General features: G+C 63.4%; 16 protein-coding genes. 11 read left to right on the top strand and 5 right to left on the bottom strand.

Going from position 1 to position 16214, the window contains the following annotated elements; translation table 11 throughout:
* The first annotated feature begins 21 nt into the window (after positions 1-21).
* From pstC to ACFQ6Y_RS05115, 10 genes are all read left to right on the top strand, one after another.
* Positions 22-1113 (top strand): phosphate ABC transporter permease subunit PstC, encoded by a 1092-nt coding sequence (gene pstC, locus ACFQ6Y_RS05070; protein ID WP_378629741.1) that lies wholly within the window; start codon positions 22-24, stop codon positions 1111-1113.
* A 3-nt stretch (positions 1114-1116) separates the two neighbouring features.
* A complete protein-coding gene (pstA, locus tag ACFQ6Y_RS05075) occupies positions 1117-2025 on the top strand; it encodes a phosphate ABC transporter permease PstA (protein WP_003940100.1) in 909 nt (302 codons plus the stop codon).
* A 58-nt stretch (positions 2026-2083) separates the two neighbouring features.
* Positions 2084-2860, top strand: coding sequence for a phosphate ABC transporter ATP-binding protein PstB (gene pstB / locus ACFQ6Y_RS05080; RefSeq protein ID WP_230814665.1), 777 nt, complete (start codon positions 2084-2086; stop codon positions 2858-2860).
* Between the two features lie 281 nt (positions 2861-3141).
* On the top strand, positions 3142-3444 hold the full coding sequence (gene ureA, locus ACFQ6Y_RS05085; protein WP_003939800.1) for an urease subunit gamma: 303 nt from the start codon (positions 3142-3144) through the stop codon (positions 3442-3444).
* Positions 3441-3911, top strand: a complete 471-nt coding sequence (ureB, locus tag ACFQ6Y_RS05090) for an urease subunit beta (RefSeq protein WP_007733849.1) — start codon at positions 3441-3443, stop codon at positions 3909-3911. Before ureA ends, ureB begins: the two co-directional genes overlap by 4 nt.
* Positions 3908-5617, top strand: coding sequence for an urease subunit alpha (locus ACFQ6Y_RS05095; RefSeq protein WP_378629746.1), 1710 nt, complete (start codon positions 3908-3910; stop codon positions 5615-5617). The genes ureB and ACFQ6Y_RS05095 overlap by 4 nt, the downstream gene beginning before the upstream one ends.
* Positions 5618-5621: 4 nt before the next feature.
* Complete coding sequence (locus tag ACFQ6Y_RS05100) at positions 5622-6311, top strand: urease accessory protein UreF (RefSeq protein WP_378629749.1); 690 nt, start codon at positions 5622-5624, stop codon at positions 6309-6311.
* Positions 6304-7053, top strand: a complete 750-nt coding sequence (ureG, locus tag ACFQ6Y_RS05105) for an urease accessory protein UreG (protein WP_347874591.1) — start codon at positions 6304-6306, stop codon at positions 7051-7053. Before ACFQ6Y_RS05100 ends, ureG begins: the two co-directional genes overlap by 8 nt.
* Complete coding sequence (locus tag ACFQ6Y_RS05110) at positions 7053-7790, top strand: urease accessory protein UreD (protein ID WP_378629751.1); 738 nt, start codon at positions 7053-7055, stop codon at positions 7788-7790. Before ureG ends, ACFQ6Y_RS05110 begins: the two co-directional genes overlap by 1 nt.
* A gap of 90 nt (positions 7791-7880) precedes the next feature.
* Positions 7881-8627 (top strand): SDR family oxidoreductase, encoded by a 747-nt coding sequence (locus ACFQ6Y_RS05115; protein ID WP_378629754.1) that lies wholly within the window; start codon positions 7881-7883, stop codon positions 8625-8627.
* 58 nt (positions 8628-8685) lie between these two features.
* Here the strand turns inward: ACFQ6Y_RS05115 and phoU are convergent, their stop codons facing one another.
* The 5 genes from phoU to ACFQ6Y_RS05140 form a co-directional block, all read right to left on the bottom strand.
* Positions 8686-9381, bottom strand: coding sequence for a phosphate signaling complex protein PhoU (gene phoU / locus ACFQ6Y_RS05120; protein WP_003940130.1), 696 nt, complete (start codon positions 9379-9381; stop codon positions 8686-8688).
* 72 nt (positions 9382-9453) lie between these two features.
* The gene (locus ACFQ6Y_RS05125; RefSeq protein ID WP_378629757.1) at positions 9454-11511 is read right to left on the bottom strand and encodes an LCP family protein; all 2058 of its coding nucleotides are present in this window, start codon (positions 11509-11511) and stop codon (positions 9454-9456) included.
* 150 nt (positions 11512-11661) lie between these two features.
* Positions 11662-12804: a tRNA dihydrouridine synthase DusB gene (gene dusB / locus ACFQ6Y_RS05130; RefSeq protein WP_003939756.1), complete on the bottom strand. Its 1143-nt coding sequence runs from the start codon at positions 12802-12804 to the stop codon at positions 11662-11664.
* A gap of 81 nt (positions 12805-12885) precedes the next feature.
* Positions 12886-13845, bottom strand: coding sequence for an acyl-ACP desaturase (locus ACFQ6Y_RS05135; RefSeq protein ID WP_378446580.1), 960 nt, complete (start codon positions 13843-13845; stop codon positions 12886-12888).
* A gap of 127 nt (positions 13846-13972) precedes the next feature.
* On the bottom strand, positions 13973-14851 hold the full coding sequence (locus ACFQ6Y_RS05140) for a LysR family transcriptional regulator (protein WP_378629761.1): 879 nt from the start codon (positions 14849-14851) through the stop codon (positions 13973-13975).
* A gap of 114 nt (positions 14852-14965) precedes the next feature.
* Here ACFQ6Y_RS05140 and ACFQ6Y_RS05145 point away from each other — a divergent pair, with 114 nt between their 5' ends.
* The gene (locus ACFQ6Y_RS05145) at positions 14966-16183 is read left to right on the top strand and encodes an MFS transporter (protein ID WP_378629765.1); all 1218 of its coding nucleotides are present in this window, start codon (positions 14966-14968) and stop codon (positions 16181-16183) included.
* The last annotated feature ends 31 nt before the right edge of the window (positions 16184-16214 follow it).

Here is a 16214-nt window from a genome sequence, read left to right on the forward strand (position 1 = left end):
CGTGAAGGAACGTGAGCGCACATGAGTGACGCGCCCATCACCTCGACATCTCGTTCTCCCGGCCCCACAACCAGCGGGGCCGGGGTGGGCGGTCCGAACGGCACCACGGAGGACACGATTACTTCCACCAAGGCCCAGGCCACCGAGCAGTCACCGAAGGGTGACGGCCCGGGTACCGGCACAGCAAAGACCGTGACCCGTCCGGGCGACCGCATCTTCAGCTCGCTCGCTTCCGGTTCGGCCATCTTCATCACCGTCGTCATCGCGGCGATCGGTGCGTTCCTGATCTGGCGGGCGATCCCCGCACTGAGCCGGAACCAGGTCAACTTCCTGACCAGCTCCCAGTGGGTGACGCAGAACATCAACGAGATGGCATTCGGTGTCCTCGACCTCTTCCAGGTCACGGTCCTCGTCTCGCTCTTCGCGCTGGTGCTCGCGATGCCGATCGCACTGGGTATCGCGATCTTCCTGACCTCGTACTCACCCAAGTGGCTCACCCGGCCGCTGTCGTACACGATCGATCTCCTCGCGGCAGTGCCGTCCATCGTCTACGGCCTGTGGGGACTTCTCGTGTTCGCACCGGCGATCACCCCGGTCGCAGTGTGGCTCAACAAGACTTTCGGCTGGTTCCCGCTCTTCGCCGACGGCAGCGGATCGATCACCGGCGGCGGCACCATCTTCACCGCAGGCATCGTCCTGGCCGTGATGATCCTCCCGGTCATCACCGCAGTGACCCGCGAGGTGTTCATCCAGACCCCGCGATCACAGATCGAAGCCGCACTCGCACTCGGCGCCACGCGCTGGGAAGTTGTGCGCACCACGGTCATCCCGTTCGGCAAGTCCGGCTACATCAGCGGATCGATGCTCGGTCTCGGACGCGCACTCGGTGAAACGATGGCGCTGTACCTGATCCTGCGCACCACCTCTCAGGCCTTCGGCTGGTCGCTGTTCGACGGCGGCTCGACCATCGCCTCCAAGATCGCCCTCGGCTACGCAGAGTTCAACAACGACATCCAGGCAGGCGCGTACATCGCCGCCGGACTGGTGCTGTTCGTACTGACCTTCGTCGTCAACGCGGCTGCCCGCGCAGTGATCGCCGGAAAGAAGGACTGACCCATGACCTCCACTCTGGACCGGCCGGTCAAGGCCCCCACTTTCCAAGGCGTCGGTGCCCGTCGTCGCGCCAAGGACGTCATCGCGACCATCTTGGTCAGCCTGGCAGTTGTCATCGCGCTCATCCCGTTGGTCTGGGTGCTCTTCACGGTCATCGCCAAGGGCTTGCCCGCTCTGACGTCGCCGACGTGGTTCACCAACTCGCTGAGCGGATTGACGGCGTCGGCCGACGGCGGCGGTATCTATCACGCGTTGATCGGCACCCTGCTGCAAGGCATCGTGTGCGCGGTCTTCTCCATCCCGCTCGGTATCTTCGTCGCGATCTACCTGGTGGAGTACGCCGACCGGAAGTCGAAGCTCGGCAAGCTCACCACGTTCATGGTCGACATCCTCAGCGGTGTTCCGTCGATCGTGGCCGCGCTCTTCATCTACGCCCTGTGGATCGCGACCTTCGGCTTCCCCAAGTCCGCGTTCGCCGTGTCACTGGCTCTGGTCCTTCTGATGGTCCCGGTCGTCATCCGCTCCACCGAGGAAATGCTGCGCATCGTCCCGATGGATCTGCGAGAGGCGTCGTACGCGCTCGGCGTGCCGAAGTGGAAGACCATCTCGAAAATCGTTCTGCCGACGGCACTTCCCGGCATCATCACCGGCGTGATGCTGGCCCTGGCCCGCGTGCTCGGTGAGACCGCACCGCTGCTGATCCTCGTCGGCTACGCACCGTTCATCAACTTCGACCTGTTCAACGGTGAAATGGGCACTCTGCCTTCCGTCATGGTCGCCGAGATGAACAACCCCACCGACGCCGGCACCAACCGCATCTGGGGCGCAGCGCTGACCCTGATCCTGCTGATCGCGATCCTCAACATCGTCGCGAAGCTGATCGGTCACTTCTCACAGGTCAGAAGCAAGTGATGCGGCCTCGGAACATGTTCGTACTCAACAGCGTCAACAACTCAGTAGGGAGCCGGTAATGGCCAAGCGTCTGGATCTCAAGGACGTCAACATCTACTACGGCAAGTTCCACGCCGTCGCCGATGTGGGCCTGTCCGTCCCGCCCCGGAGTGTCACCGCCTTCATCGGCCCGTCCGGCTGCGGCAAGTCCACCGTTCTTCGTTCGCTCAACCGCATGCACGAAGTGATTCCCGGTGCGCGCGTCGAGGGTTCGGTCTTGCTCGACGGTGAAGACATCTACGGTTCGAACGTCGATCCCGTCGGTGTTCGCAAGACCATCGGCATGGTCTTCCAGCGGCCCAACCCGTTCCCGACCATGTCCATCCGGGACAACGTCGTCGCGGGCTTGAAGTTGCAGGGCGAGCGCAGCAAGAAGAAGCTCGACGAGGTGGCCGAGCGTTCGCTGCGCGGCGCCAACCTGTGGAACGAGGTCAAGGATCGCCTCGACAAGCCCGGTGGTGGTCTCTCAGGCGGTCAGCAGCAGCGTCTGTGCATCGCGCGTGCCATCGCCGTCTCGCCCGACGTCCTGCTCATGGACGAGCCGTGCTCCGCGCTCGACCCCATCTCGACTCTGGCGATCGAGGATCTGATCACCGAGCTCAAGAAAGACTTCACCATCGTCATCGTCACGCACAACATGCAGCAGGCTGCGCGTGTGAGTGACCAGACGGCATTCTTCAACCTCGAAGCAACCGGTAAGCCCGGTCAGCTCGTCGAGATCGACGACACCGAGAAGATCTTCTCGAACCCGACGCAGAAGGCCACCGAGGACTACATCTCCGGCCGCTTCGGATAAGTCCCCGGATTGCATACTGCACGACCATGTTTCACCCCCGTTTCCAACAGGAGACGGGGGTGAAACTTTTTGGTTGTGGTGATAGTTCCCACTCCGGTGCGCACAGCTGAGCGTCGTTGGGCGCCCGAATAATTCGATGAGCAGCGCAAGTGCGCCGAGTGGGTGCTGAAGTAGCCGACGATGTGAATCTCATGGATACTGACGACGCTTCGGGCAATGCTAATCTCGGCCCGACAGCACGCTGTCGATCGATGTCGTTTCACAACCGGAAGGGCTTGTCAGTGCACCTCACCCCTTCAGATACCGAAAAGCTGCTCCTGAGCGTTGCGGGCATGGTCGCCCGCGACCGCCGCGAGCGCGGGGTACTGCTGAACTACCCCGAAGCGATGGCCCTGATCTCGTGTTGGATTCTCGAGCGCGCGCGGGACGGAATGACGGTTGCGGAACTGATGAACGCCGGTCGGCAAGTGCTCACCCGCGACGACGTGATGGAAGGGGTGCCAGAGATGATTGCAAACGTCCAGGTGGAGGCCACTTTCCCGGACGGTCGCAAGCTGGTCACCGTGACGGAGCCCATTCGATGATTCCCGGTGAGGTACGTGTGTCCACCGAACCGCTCGAGTTCGGCACAGACGCGGAAAAGATCACGATGGTTGTCGTCAACGACGGCGATCGTCCCATTCAGATCGGTTCGCATCTCCATCTGCCGGCCGCCAACCCGGCGTTGACCTTCGATCGCGAAGCGGCGGACGGTTTCCGGCTCGACATCCCCTCGGGAACGTCGGTTCGGTTCGAACCGGGGGTCAGCAGAACGGTGACCCTGATCGCGCTCGGCGGACTCAAAAGGGTTCCGGGCCTGCAGATCGTGCCGGACGAAGACCTGCCGACGCATGCGCGTGAGCCCAAGACCGTCATGCCGTTCGGTACACCCGGCGTCGAGGTCGAAGAGCCGTTGCGAGCGTCCTCGGTGAACGTTCGCGTGAGTGATGTTCCAGTCGAGGCGGATTCACCGGATGACGCCGCGACGACAGTTGAGAGGACAGCCGAATGAGCAGGATCGATCGACGCGGTTACGCCTCCTTGTACGGTCCGACCGCAGGCGACCAGATCCGTTTGGCCGACACAGATCTGTGGATCGAGATCGAGCACGATTACACCGCGACCGGCGACGAGATGGTCTTCGGCGGCGGTAAGAGCATCCGCGAGTCGATGGGCCAGGGCCTGACCACTCGTGATCAGGGGGCTCTCGACGTCGTCATCACCAACACGGTGATCCTCGATCACTGGGGAATTGTCCGGGCAGACGTCGGAATTCGCGACGGACGCATCGTTGCGATCGGTAAGTCCGGCAACCCCGACATCATGGATGGCGTGCACCCCAAGTTGCTCATCGGGCCGAGCACCGACGTGATCGCCGGAGAGGGAAAGATCCTCACCGCGGGTGCGATCGACACTCACGTGCACTTCCTCAGCGAAGTCGAGATGATGGAAGCACTCGCCACTGGTACGACGACCGTGGCGGGCGGCGGAACGGGCCCCACCGAAGGAAGCAAGGCAACCACCGTCACGCCCGGCGCCTGGTCGCTGACGATGATGCACCGCGCCCTCGACCACATCCCGCTCAACGTACTTCTTCTCGGCAAGGGCAGCACCGTCAGCCATGAGGCCATGCGTCAGGAAGCTCTCGCGGGCGCAGGCGGATTCAAGGTTCACGAGGACTGGGGTTCCACTCCGGCCGCGATCGACGCCGCTCTGCGAGCAGCCGACGAGTTCGGCCTCCAGGTAGCGCTACACGCGGACAGTCTCAACGAAACCGGTTACGTACAGCACACTTTGGACGCGATCGCCGGACGCGGAATCCACGTATTCCATGCGGAGGGCGCCGGCGGCGGGCACGCACCGGACATCATCGTGACCGCCGGTGAGCCGAACGTTCTTCCGGCATCGACCAATCCGACGTTGCCACATACCGTCAACACGGTTGCCGAGCACCTCGACATGCTCATCGTGTGTCATGCGCTCAATCCCCGGGTTCCGGAGGACCTTGCCTTTGCCGAGTCTCGAATCCGCCCGACAACGATTGCGGCGGAAGACTTTCTGCACGACATCGGAGCCATCTCCATCACCTCGTCCGATGCCCAGGCTATGGGCCGTATCGGCGAGGTGACTCTGCGGACGTGGCAGGTGGCCCACGTCATGAAGGCCCAGTACGGCAAGCTGGGCACCAGCATGCCTGCCGACAACGAGCGTGCGCGGCGCTACGTCGCCAAGTACACGATCTGCCCTGCCGTCGCGCACGGGATCGATCACGAAATCGGGTCGGTCGAGGCCGGGAAGATGGCGGACCTGGTTCTGTGGGACCCCGCGTTCTTCGGAGTGCGTCCTTCTGCCGTGATCAAGGGTGGAGCGATAGTTGCTGCGCCTCTTGGTGATCCGAACGCTGCGATCCCGACCCCGCAGCCGGTGTTCGTTCGCCCGGCCATCGCGGCAACTCCGGGATCGGCGCCGCACCTGTCCACGACGTTCGTCTCTCCGATGGCCATCGAGGACGGTTTGGCCGGTCGTCTCGGTCTCGCCCGCACCCTCACCGGCGTCCGGCCGACTCGTCACCTCACCAAAGCGGATATGCCGAACAACACGGCACTGCCGTCCATCGACGTCGATCCGGAGACGTTTGCCATCAAGGTCAACGGAGACCTGATCGCGCCCAACCCTGTTGACGTAGTGCCGATGGCTCAGCGCTACATGCTGTTCTGAAACCATGTCAATCGAGATGGCGTCTGCCGAGATAGCGTCGATGCTCTTGGCAGACGGGCGTCTGCCTACGGGCGGTCACGCGCACTCGTCGGGGTTGGAACCGGCACTGGTGGGCGGACTCCTGCAGAGTCAGGTCCCTGACTTCATTCGCGGTCGACTCGAAACAGTAGGGCTGGTCGAGGCCGCTGCAACGGTGATTACGCGGCGTTGGGCCGTAAGCGCGGGTAGTGCAGGCGAACTCGAGGACATCTCGAGAGAACTGCTCGCTCGGACTCCCAGCGCACCGCTGCGCGAGGCGTCGATTCAACTCGGACGCGGGCTGGCAAGGCTGGCGTCGCGATTGTGGCCGCACCACCCCGCGGTGCAGATCCTCATGGCTCTGCCCGGGCATCCGATGCGTCCGCTCGCATTGGGAGTCTTCACGGCGATCTCCGGGATGGACGACCTGCAGGCAGCTAGATCCTGTCTGTACGACGACGCTCAAACGGTGGCGTCGGCAGCATTGAAGCTACTGCCGGTGGATCCGGCAGAACCGGTCGAATGGCTGCTCCGAGCCGCCTCGACCATCGAAACCGTCGCCGCGGTTGCCGTAGCAGTCGACGGCGTCACAGATATACCCGCAACAACAGGACCGTTGGTCGAACAATGGTCACTCGAACACCACGCTCGATCCAGGAGGATTTTCCGTGCTTGACAACCTGAACAACACCGCCACTGCTGCAAGAGGTTTGAGGCTCGGCGTCGCCGGACCGGTTGGCACCGGCAAAAGTACCCTCATCGCCACCATCTGCCGCGAACTCGCGTCGGAGTACGAGATCGCGGTTGTCACCAACGACATCTACACCGACGAGGACGCACGACTGTTGCGCGCGGCCAACGTTCTGCCGATCGAGCGCATCGTCGCAGTCGAGACGGGCGCGTGCCCGCACACGGCAATTCGTGACGACGTCACACCGAATCTCATTGCGGTCGAAGACCTCGAGCGTCAGTTCCATCCCCTCGACATGGTGATCGTGGAAAGCGGCGGTGACAATCTGACCGCCACGTTCAGTCCGGCCTTGGTCGACGCCCAGATCTTCTGCATCGACGTCGCCGGCGGCGGAGACGTCGCACGCAAGGGTGGTCCCGGAATCGAGCGGGCAGATCTGTTGGTTGTCAACAAGATCGACCTGGCCCCGTACGTCGACGTCGACGCGGTCCAGATGGTTGCCGATGCCACGGCCGCGCGTGACGGACTTCCCGTTCTCGCGCTCAGCCAGAAGGATCACGCCACGATCGACCAGCTCAGCGCGTGGCTTCGCCAGGTCATCGCAGCTCATCGCGCGGGTAGCCACACCCCGCAGGATCCGGGACCGATGGCACCGCACTTCCATGCCGATGAAGAAGACCACGACCACGGACACGGTCACGGGCACAGTCACTCTCACGCTCACTGATGAGCACCGGAGCTACGCGGGTTGTCGTCGAGCGAGTGGGGGACACCGCTGTTGCGCGAGAGCTGATCTCGGGCGACTTCTTGGCCCCGCGATTCGTCGACGCTCGCGAGCTCACCGTGCGAATTGCCTTGGTAGGGCACAGCGCAACGCTGCTTGCCGGTGACGACCTGCGTATCGAATTCGTGGTCGCACCGGGTACGTGTCTCGAGGTGATCGAGCCTTCAGGGACCGTCGCGTACAACGCGCGCGGTGGCCGGGCGTCGTGGTCGGCATCAGCGAGGGTCGGCGCGGGTGCGGCGCTGATCTGGCGTGCGGCACCGTTTGTCGTCGCCGGCGGCGCGGATGTGACCAGGCGCGTGGATATTTCGCTGGAATCCGATGCGGTGGCGCTGCTCGACGAGATGATCGTGTTCGGCCGGACCGGCGAAACCGGCGGTGCGCTTCGCTCGGATCAGCGAATCACCGTCGACGGTGACGCGCTTCTCGTGGAAACACTCGACCTGCGTAGCGTGCCGGGCCGTTCGCTGCCGGGAATTCTTGGTGGTCATCGCGTGCTCGGTACAACCATGCTGTTGGGGATGAAGACTTCCGACGACGTCGAAGGGCACGTGACGCCGCTGGCGGGACCGGGGATGCTGGCCCGGGCTGTGGCCGATCACGCCCACGAGGCGAGCGAAGCGTTGGATCCGGTCTGGTCGCAGTGGCGGGCACGGGTCTCGGAGAAGTACAGCGACTGATCTGCCCGACCGTCACACTCCGGGCGGCTGCATCGTCCACTATGTGACCAGGCCGAAGAGAGCCGGGCGCACAGGTTTGACGGAGGCATCATGCGAATTGTTGTTCTGGGCGGAACCGGCCAGATGGGAAAACTGGTCGTAGAGCAGGCCAAGGCAAGGGGCCATGACGTGGGCGCTGCCGCTCGATCGACGGGAGTCGACATCTCCACGGGTGCCGGGTTGGACGAAGCGGTTGCCGGCGCCGACGTGGTCGTCGACGTGAGCGATCACGTCACCAACAGTGCCAAGAAGGCGATCGAGTTCTTCGAGACCGCAGCGAGGAATATCGCCGCGGCCGAAACCAGAGCCGGCGTGAAGCACCACGTTTTGCTTTCGATCGTGAACTGCGACGATCCGCAGCTGAAGTCGTTCGGGTACTACCAGGGAAAAGCTGCGCAGGAACGCGCGGTGGAAGCGTCGGGCATTCCCTTCACGATTCTGCGATCCACCCAGTGGTTCGAGTTCGGTGAGAAGACCATCGCCCTCTTCGGACTGGGGCCGGTTGCGATGGTTCCCAGAATGCGGTCACAACCGGTGGCAGCGAAGACCGTCGCCGAGGCGCTTGTGACCTGCGCTCAGAATGGTCCAGCCGGAAGGGTCCCCGACCTGGCCGGGCCCGAGGTCCTCGAGATCCCGGCCATGACGCGCGAGATCTTGAAATACCGTGGCCGGCGCAGATTGCTGATCCCGATCTCGATGCCGGGAGCGGGTAAGGCGATGAAGGGTGGGGCGCTGTTGCCCGGGCCTGGATCGACAACTGCGGGACCCACGTTGGAAGCCTGGTTGCACGAGAACTGAATAGGAAAGGCGGCCGCGCAGGTGCGCGGCCGCCTTTTACTCACGTGGACGGTTGGGTTCAGAGATCCGGGTACGAGGTGAGGTTGTCGACCTTCTCGGTGGTTTCCGGCTCTTCGGGCAGCTTGCCGGTCACCAGGAAGATGACGCGTCGGCCGACCTCGACAGCGTGATCGGCGAACCGCTCGTAGAAGCGGCCGAGCAGAGTGACGTCGACTGCGGCGGCTACGCCGTGCTTCCACTCGCGATCCATGAGGACGGTGAAGAGGTGGCGGTGGAGGTCGTCCATCGCTTCGTCTTCTTCGCGCAGGCGAGCAGCGCGCTCGGGGTCGCGGGTCTCGAGTACGACCTTGGCGGCTGCACCGATGGAGACGGCGATGCGTCCCATCTCGGCGAAGTAGCCGTTGACCTCTTCAGGAAGCACGTGGTTGGGATGTCGGCGGCGCGCGATCTTGGCGACGTGCAGGGCGAGTGCACCCATGCGGTCGATGTCGGCGACGATCTGGATTCCGCTGACCACCGAGCGCAGATCTCCGGCAACGGGAGCCTGCAAGGCAAGCAACGCAAACGCACGCTCCTCGCAGATGGTGCTGAGTTCGGTGATCTTGTCGTGTTCGCCGATTACTTGTTCTGCCAGGGACAGGTCTGCCTGGAGCAGGGACTGGGTGGCGCGCTCCATAGCGGCACCTGCCAGTCCTGCCATCTCGCCGAGCGTGTCTGCAAGCTCGGTCATCTGTTCGTTGTAAGCCACGCGCATGAGGTCAGAGCCTACGTGCCGTGAAAGACCAAGTCACAAGCACCAGGTGAACGCAAGGTGAATGAACAAGTCTCAGTCGCAGGTGGTGTCTCCGGCGTTGACGCTGGCGATGTCGGCGGGCAGAGCCGTCGAGGTGCTGGTGTCGACCGACGTCGGATTTGCCGCCAGCATGGTCCCCGGCTCGGCGGGGGCGACGACGGTGCCGGAGAAATTGCTTCCGACGACGACCTCGATCATGTCTCCCATGCTCGGAGCGAGAACGAGAACCGCACCGGGAATCGACGACGCGACGGTCACCGCTTCAGCCTCGTAGCCTGCGGCGTAGCGCACGACGGTGGTTGATGCCTGAGCATTCGCCAGGCCGGTGGCTGCGCTGAAGTTACCGACCGTGGAGATCTGGAAACCGTAAGCCGCGAGGCTGTCGGCGATCGTCGCAGCCTGCCCGGCGATTCCCGACGCGTTGGAGACGTCGACCGAGATGTTGTAGGCGCTCATCGCCTCGACGGAAGTGGCGGCCGGCGGCGTGCTGGACGTAGGAGCGGTTGTCGTGGAACTGGTCGACGACGGTGTGGTGTCCTCGCGCTCTTCACCCGGAAGTGGATCGTCGTCGATGATTGCTTGGAAGAGGGACTTGATCTCGTCGGTGCGAGGAATCTCGTTGCCCCAGTCGTTGGTGCCGTCGGTGGGGACCGTCAAGAACGTGACCGCGCCTGCATCGACGTTCTGCAGCGAACGGCCGAGGGTGACCAGTGATTTCGTGTCGATGTTCTCGACGAACGTGTCGCTGGTGAAGGCGTTGATAAATCCGTTGAGCTTGCTCGGATTCAGGAGGACCTGGTTGGACAGGGCCGAGCGAAGCAGCGCCGACAGGAACTTCTGCTGACGGGTGATGCGTCCGTAGTCGCCGTTGCCTTCGGCTTCGACGTGGCGGGCGCGCACGTAGTTGAGTGCGGTACGGCCGTCGAGCATCTGCGTGCCGCCGGACGCGAGGACGGTTCCGAGGATGCCGTCCTCGATCGGTCCGGGGGAGCAGACGTTCACGCCGCCGACGGTGTCGACCATGCGCTCGAAACCGGCGAAGTCCATTCCGACGAAGTGCCCGATTTTCAGGCCGGACATCTTCTGGATGACCTTGACCAGGCACTTCGGGCCACCGAGTGCGTACGTCGCATTGAGCTTGTCGCCACTGGCTGCCGGAAAGGTTTCGCTGGTGTACTTGCCGGCGTCGTTGTCCCAGCCCTGGCAGATCGGACGTTCGACGTCGAGGTCACGAGGGAAGGAGACTGCGACGACACGGCTTCGGTCGGCGGGAATGTTCACCAGCATGACCGTGTCGGCTCGGGCACCTTCGGCGTCTTCGACGGTTCCGGCGCCGATTTCACCGCTCGCACCGGCGCGGGTGTCGGTGCCGATGATCAGGTATGTCTCGTCACCGAGCTGGCCGCCGGCGTCGATGATGTCGTCGGATTCGGTGTCGAGTGCTGCAATCTGATCGAAGCCGCCTTCGACTGATCGCAGATAACCCCAGACGACGCCGGTCAATGCGAGCGACATGACGGCCAGGAACGCTACTGCTGATCGGCCGATCACTTTTGCGCGATGGCGTCGGCGAATCTTGCTTTGCGCCAGGCGGGTGGCGCCGGTGTCACCGACTACTCGCGGCACTGCGGAGGTGACGGGATGTTCTTCGGTTATCCAGTCCGCTGCGGCAGGCGGGACTGTCGGGCGCGCGGGAATCGGCCGGGCTGGGGGCGGTGCCGATGCCGCCCGGGGCGGTGCCGACGGCGCCGGGGGTGGTGCCGATGCAGCTCGCGATGGAGTCTTAGGTGGGGTGGACTTGGGCGGCGCAGCCGGGGCTGGTGGCGGCTTTTTGTCGCCTACCCGGCGGACCAACTCGGCGACTGACACGGAGTCGTCGGTCGGAGGAGAATCCCGTCGGCCGGTACGTCCACTGCTGCGACGCTCCGGGGGAGTGGGCGGTTGCGGTGCTGGTCGCTGGGGTGTGGCTGGGCGCTGGGGCGTTGCCGGTTGGTCCGGTCGGGCGCTGCGGAAGCGCTTGTCTGCGAGCGGACGTTCCCAGGGGGCGCGGCTCTCGGGCGGAGGTGGGCCCGAATCGTGATCATCACCCACCGATGCAACCTGTCCCGTCGTCGACTGTCAGTAACTCGTCATTCAGATGCCGGCGTCAACCGGTTGTCGACGAAGCTGGAGCAATATTACTGGTGAATCCTGAGTGCTCCACTCAGAAAGTGATGTGAGTAATCCGACGGCGTGTTTTCGCTAGCCGCCAGAGTGCATCATGTCAGCTCCCACCGGCACAAGGTCGTCTTCGGGATCGTCGAGCCACCCTTCCGGAAGTGCTACCTGACCGGGTGAGCCTTGGCGTCCGCGTGGGCCTTCGGCGTCTTTGGGGAAAGGGACGTCGTGATCGAGCTGTCCGAGCAGGTCGTCCAGTTCGGACAACGTGCTGACCAAGGCCATCGAGACTCGCAGATCCGATCCGACCGGGAACCCACGCATGTACCAGGAGACGTGCTTGCGAAGTTCGCGCAAGCCCTTCATTTCACCGTGATGCGCGGCGAGCAGTTGGGCGTGACGGGCGATGATCTTGGTGACTTCGCCGAGCGTCGGCGGCGTGGCGATCTGTTGTCCGTTGAGCGCTGCGCTGAGTTCCGCGAACAGCCATGGCCGTCCGAGGCAGCCGCGTCCGACGACGACGCCGTCGCAGCCGGTCTCGTTCATCATGCGGGCAGCATCCGAGGCGTCGAAGATGTCGCCGTTGCCGAGGATCGGTACGTCGGTGACGTGTTCCTTGAGGCGCGTGATCTCGTTCCAGTCAGCAGTGCCGGAGTAGCGCTGCGACGCGGTACGTGCGTGAAGCGCGACTGCAGCGGCGCCTTCAGCTGCGGCGATCCGGCCGGCGTCGAGGTGTGTGTGATGTTCCGGGTCGATACCGACGCGCATCTTGACGGTGACCGGAATGTCGGTGCCTTCGGTGGCGCGCACGGCTGCCGCGACGATCTGTCCGAACAGTCGACGCTTGTACGGCAGCGCCGATCCGCCGCCCTTGCGGGTCACCTTCGGTACCGGGCAGCCGAAGTTCATGTCGATGTGATCGGCCATGTTCTCGTCGACGATCATCTTGGCCGCGGCGTACGTCGTATCCGGGTCGACGGTGTAAAGCTGCAGCGACCTGGGCGTTTCGGTCGGGCCGAACGTGGTCATGTGCATCGTGGCCGGCTGGCGTTCGACGAGCGCGCGTGCGGTGACCATTTCGCAGACGTAGAGCCCGGACGTGCTGCCTGCACGTTCGAGTTCGAGTTCACGGCACAGCGTGCGGAAGGCGACGTTGGTGACGCCCGCCATGGGTGCGAGGACCACGGGGCTGTGCAGCTCGAGTGAACCGATACGAAGGGATGACATGACTACCTCTGAACAAATATTTGTGACAATTGGAAGTGCCCGGCACCGAATCCGGTACCGGGCACAGAATAGCTGGTGAAACTAAGAAGCCTGCTGTTCGCGCTTGGCGGCTTCGCGTGCGAGCATGCGATCGCGCTGCTCCTCGAACTTGGTCGCGTTGGCGGCGAGGGTCTCGAGGAAGGCCGCCAACTCCTCGCGCGTGTTCTCGCCTTCGGCACTGAAATCGTTGCGCTCGAAGATGTTCCACTTGCGCAGGACCGGCCAGACGACCTCGTCGAGGTGCTGGCGAAGGTCGTAGATGCCGTGCTTGGCCATGAGAGCGCCGTTGCGGCGGAAGTTCGGCATTCCGGCGCCGGGCATCTGGAAGTTCTGGACGATGTTCGCCACAGCCTTGAGAGCCTGGTCGGGAGCAAGATCGAGCGCGGCGGCGCAGATGTTGCGGTAGAAGATCATGTGCAGGTTCTCGTCCGCCGCGATGCGCTGAAGCATCTTGTCGGCAACCGGCTCGTCGCAGGCCTTGCCGGTATTGCGGTGGCTGACGCGTGTCGCGAGTTCCTGGAAGGTCACGTACGCGACTGAGTGCAGCAGCCCGGCGTCACCCTCGTCGATGGGTGCGCTGTAACCGTTTGTCATGTGTTCCATGCGGAAGCGCTCGAGCTCGACGGGGTCGACTGCGCGCGTGACGACGAGGTAATCACGCATCACGATGCCGTGGCGGTTCTCCTCGGCGGTCCATCGGCCGACCCACGTGCCCCAGGCGCCGTCCTGCGAAAAGTTCTCGGCGATCTCACGGTGGTACGACGGCAGGTTGTCCTCGGTGAGCAGGTTGGTGATCATCGCGGCTCGGGCGACCTCGCCGAGTTGTGACTGCTCGAGACTCCAGTCTTCGCCGCCCATGGCTGCGAAGTTACGACCCTCGTCCCACGGGACGTAATCGTGTGGATGCCATTCCTTGGCCATGGAGATGTGGCGGTTGACGTTCTCCTCGGCAACCGGCTGCAGCTCTTGTAGCAGCTCCAGCTGCGTCAGAATCCTCGTCATTTCTTGCCTCCATGTTGAGTGAATGCGCGACTTCGCCCAGCCTACGGCACCGTAGGTTTGAAAAGAATGGCATGAAAATTGCTCCCCTCGAGCGATGTTACCGATCCGTAGTTATCCGGGGGCACTTTCACGACCAAGTCGTTCTTTGGACGTAGTCGCGGAACGTCCGGGCGGGATCGGACAGCTCGCGGCTCTTCGACCAGATCAGCCCTATTTTTCGCTGTGCCCCTTCGATCGGTACGTAGACGACTCCTTCGGCCCAGATCGGCGGATCTTGAACCGGCATCACCGAGACACCGAAGGACGCGGAGACCAGTCCGCCGACCGTTGCCAGCTCGCTGCTCTCGAAGACGAAATTCGGAGTGAATCCTGCGGCCGCGCAGAGTTCATCGAGAATTCTTCGCATCCCGAAGTTCGGGTGCATTCCGATGAACGGTTCTTCGGCCGCGTCCGCAAGCTCGACCGAATGCAGCTGCGCAAAGCGATGATCAGCCGGAACAGCCAATGCCAGTGACTGCTGAGCGATCTGCATCCACGCCACCTGTGGATCGCGCGGCTGCGGCGAGACGACGGCCAGGTCGGACGTGCCGGCGGAAATTCTGTCGACCAGGAACTGGGCACTGTCCTGATGCAATTCGAATCGCACCCCGGGATGCTCGACGCGATATCCCCGCAGCATGTGCGGTACCAGCCAGGTTCCGAACGAGTGGAGGAAGTCGAGTCGCACCGTGCCGCTCTCGGGGCTCGCCAGCGACCGGATTTCGGTCTGCGCCGCGTCGAGGGCGCGGAGCGCGGTCCGAGCGTTTTCGTAGAGGATCTCGCCGTACCGGTTCAGTTCTAGTCGGCGTCCCTGACGGTCGAAGAGTGTCACGCCGATCTGTCGTTCGAGGCGTGCGAGTTTGCGTGAAAGGGTCGGCTGCGACAGGTGGGTCAGGTCCGCAGTCGCGGTGACCTGTTGGGTTTCGGCGAGTACGACGAACCACTCGAGGTCTTCGGTCAGCATCACGAACCAAATCTATATGCGCCTCAGACATGTAGAAGTCCAAATTTATGCATTTTCTTTTGCCGAAGCTGGGCGGGAGGATTCTTACCGGAGGTAAGAGATGCCTGGAGGTACGTGGTGACTGTTGAGAACGTGATCGAAACCGAGGTGGCGCCGCTCCGCCGGGGATCCGCCGGGTATCGCACGCTGACCGTTGCGTTGTTCGCGGCCGGACTGTCGACCTTCATCTCGATGTACGCGGCACAGGCGTTGCTGCCCGCGTTCGCGGAAGGCTTCGACGTCTCGCCGGCGGTGTCTGCGCTGTCCGTCTCGGCGACGACAGGCATGCTGGCGTTGGCAATCATTCCGGCCAGTGCGCTCTCCGAGCGGTTCGGTCGCACACGGGTGATGATCGCGTCGGCGTCGGCGTCCTGTGTGATCGGTTTGCTTCTGCCGCTGAGTCCGACGATCGAGGTTCTGCTGGTCGGACGCGCAGCACAAGGATTGGCTCTGGCTGGTGTCCCGGCGGTGGCGATGGCCTATCTGGCAGAAGAGGTCGATCGGAAGGACCTCGGTGCGGCGATGGGGAGATACGTCGCTGGTACGACCATCGGTGGTTTGATCGGGCGGCTTGTTCCCTCGGCCGTGGTCGATTTCAGTACGTGGCGTTGGGCGCTGTTGACTGCGTCCGCGCTGTCGGCATTGTTCGCGCTCAACATGATCCGGCAGCTTCCCGCGTCGAAGTTCTTTCGCCCGCAACCGATATCGGCGCGCACGATCGCGTCGAATCTACGACGCCACCTTGCGAACCCGTCGCTGCGCACACTGTTCGCTTTGGGGTTCATCCTGATGGGCGGCTTCGTGTCGATTTACAACTTCCTCGGGTTTCGGCTCACAGCAGCACCTTTCGGCCTTCCTGAAGCGCTTGTGGGCCTGGTGTTCCTTTTCTACCTCGCCGGAACTTTAACCTCGGCGGTAGCCGGCGGGGCCTCTGACCGACTGGGTAGGCGCAGCGTTCTGCTCGGCTCGGTTGTCGTCATCGGTATCGGCCTGGCACTGACCGTTCCGGACAATCTGGCGTTGACCCTCGTGGGGATGCTGCTCTTCACCGGAGGATTCTTCGCGGCACATTCGGTGGCCAGCGGGTGGGTGGGCGTGATCGCTACCGATCACCGGGCCGAGGCGTCGGCGTTGTATCTGTTTGCCTACTACGCGGGTTCGTCCGTGGCGGGCGCCCTCGCGGGTCTCGCGTACGCGGGTGGCGGTTGGGTCGGGGTCAGTGCTTTTGTCGGCGCTCTGCTGTTGGTTGCGTTTGCATTGTCGCTGAGGATGTTTCGATCCTCGACGGTTGACTGAACAGAGCGCTGCGGCGATCCCGAACGGGATC

This window comes from Rhodococcus sp. NPDC056516, assembly GCF_042794655.1.
In the GTDB taxonomy this organism is placed as follows: Bacteria; Actinomycetota; Actinomycetes; order Mycobacteriales; family Mycobacteriaceae; genus Rhodococcus_F.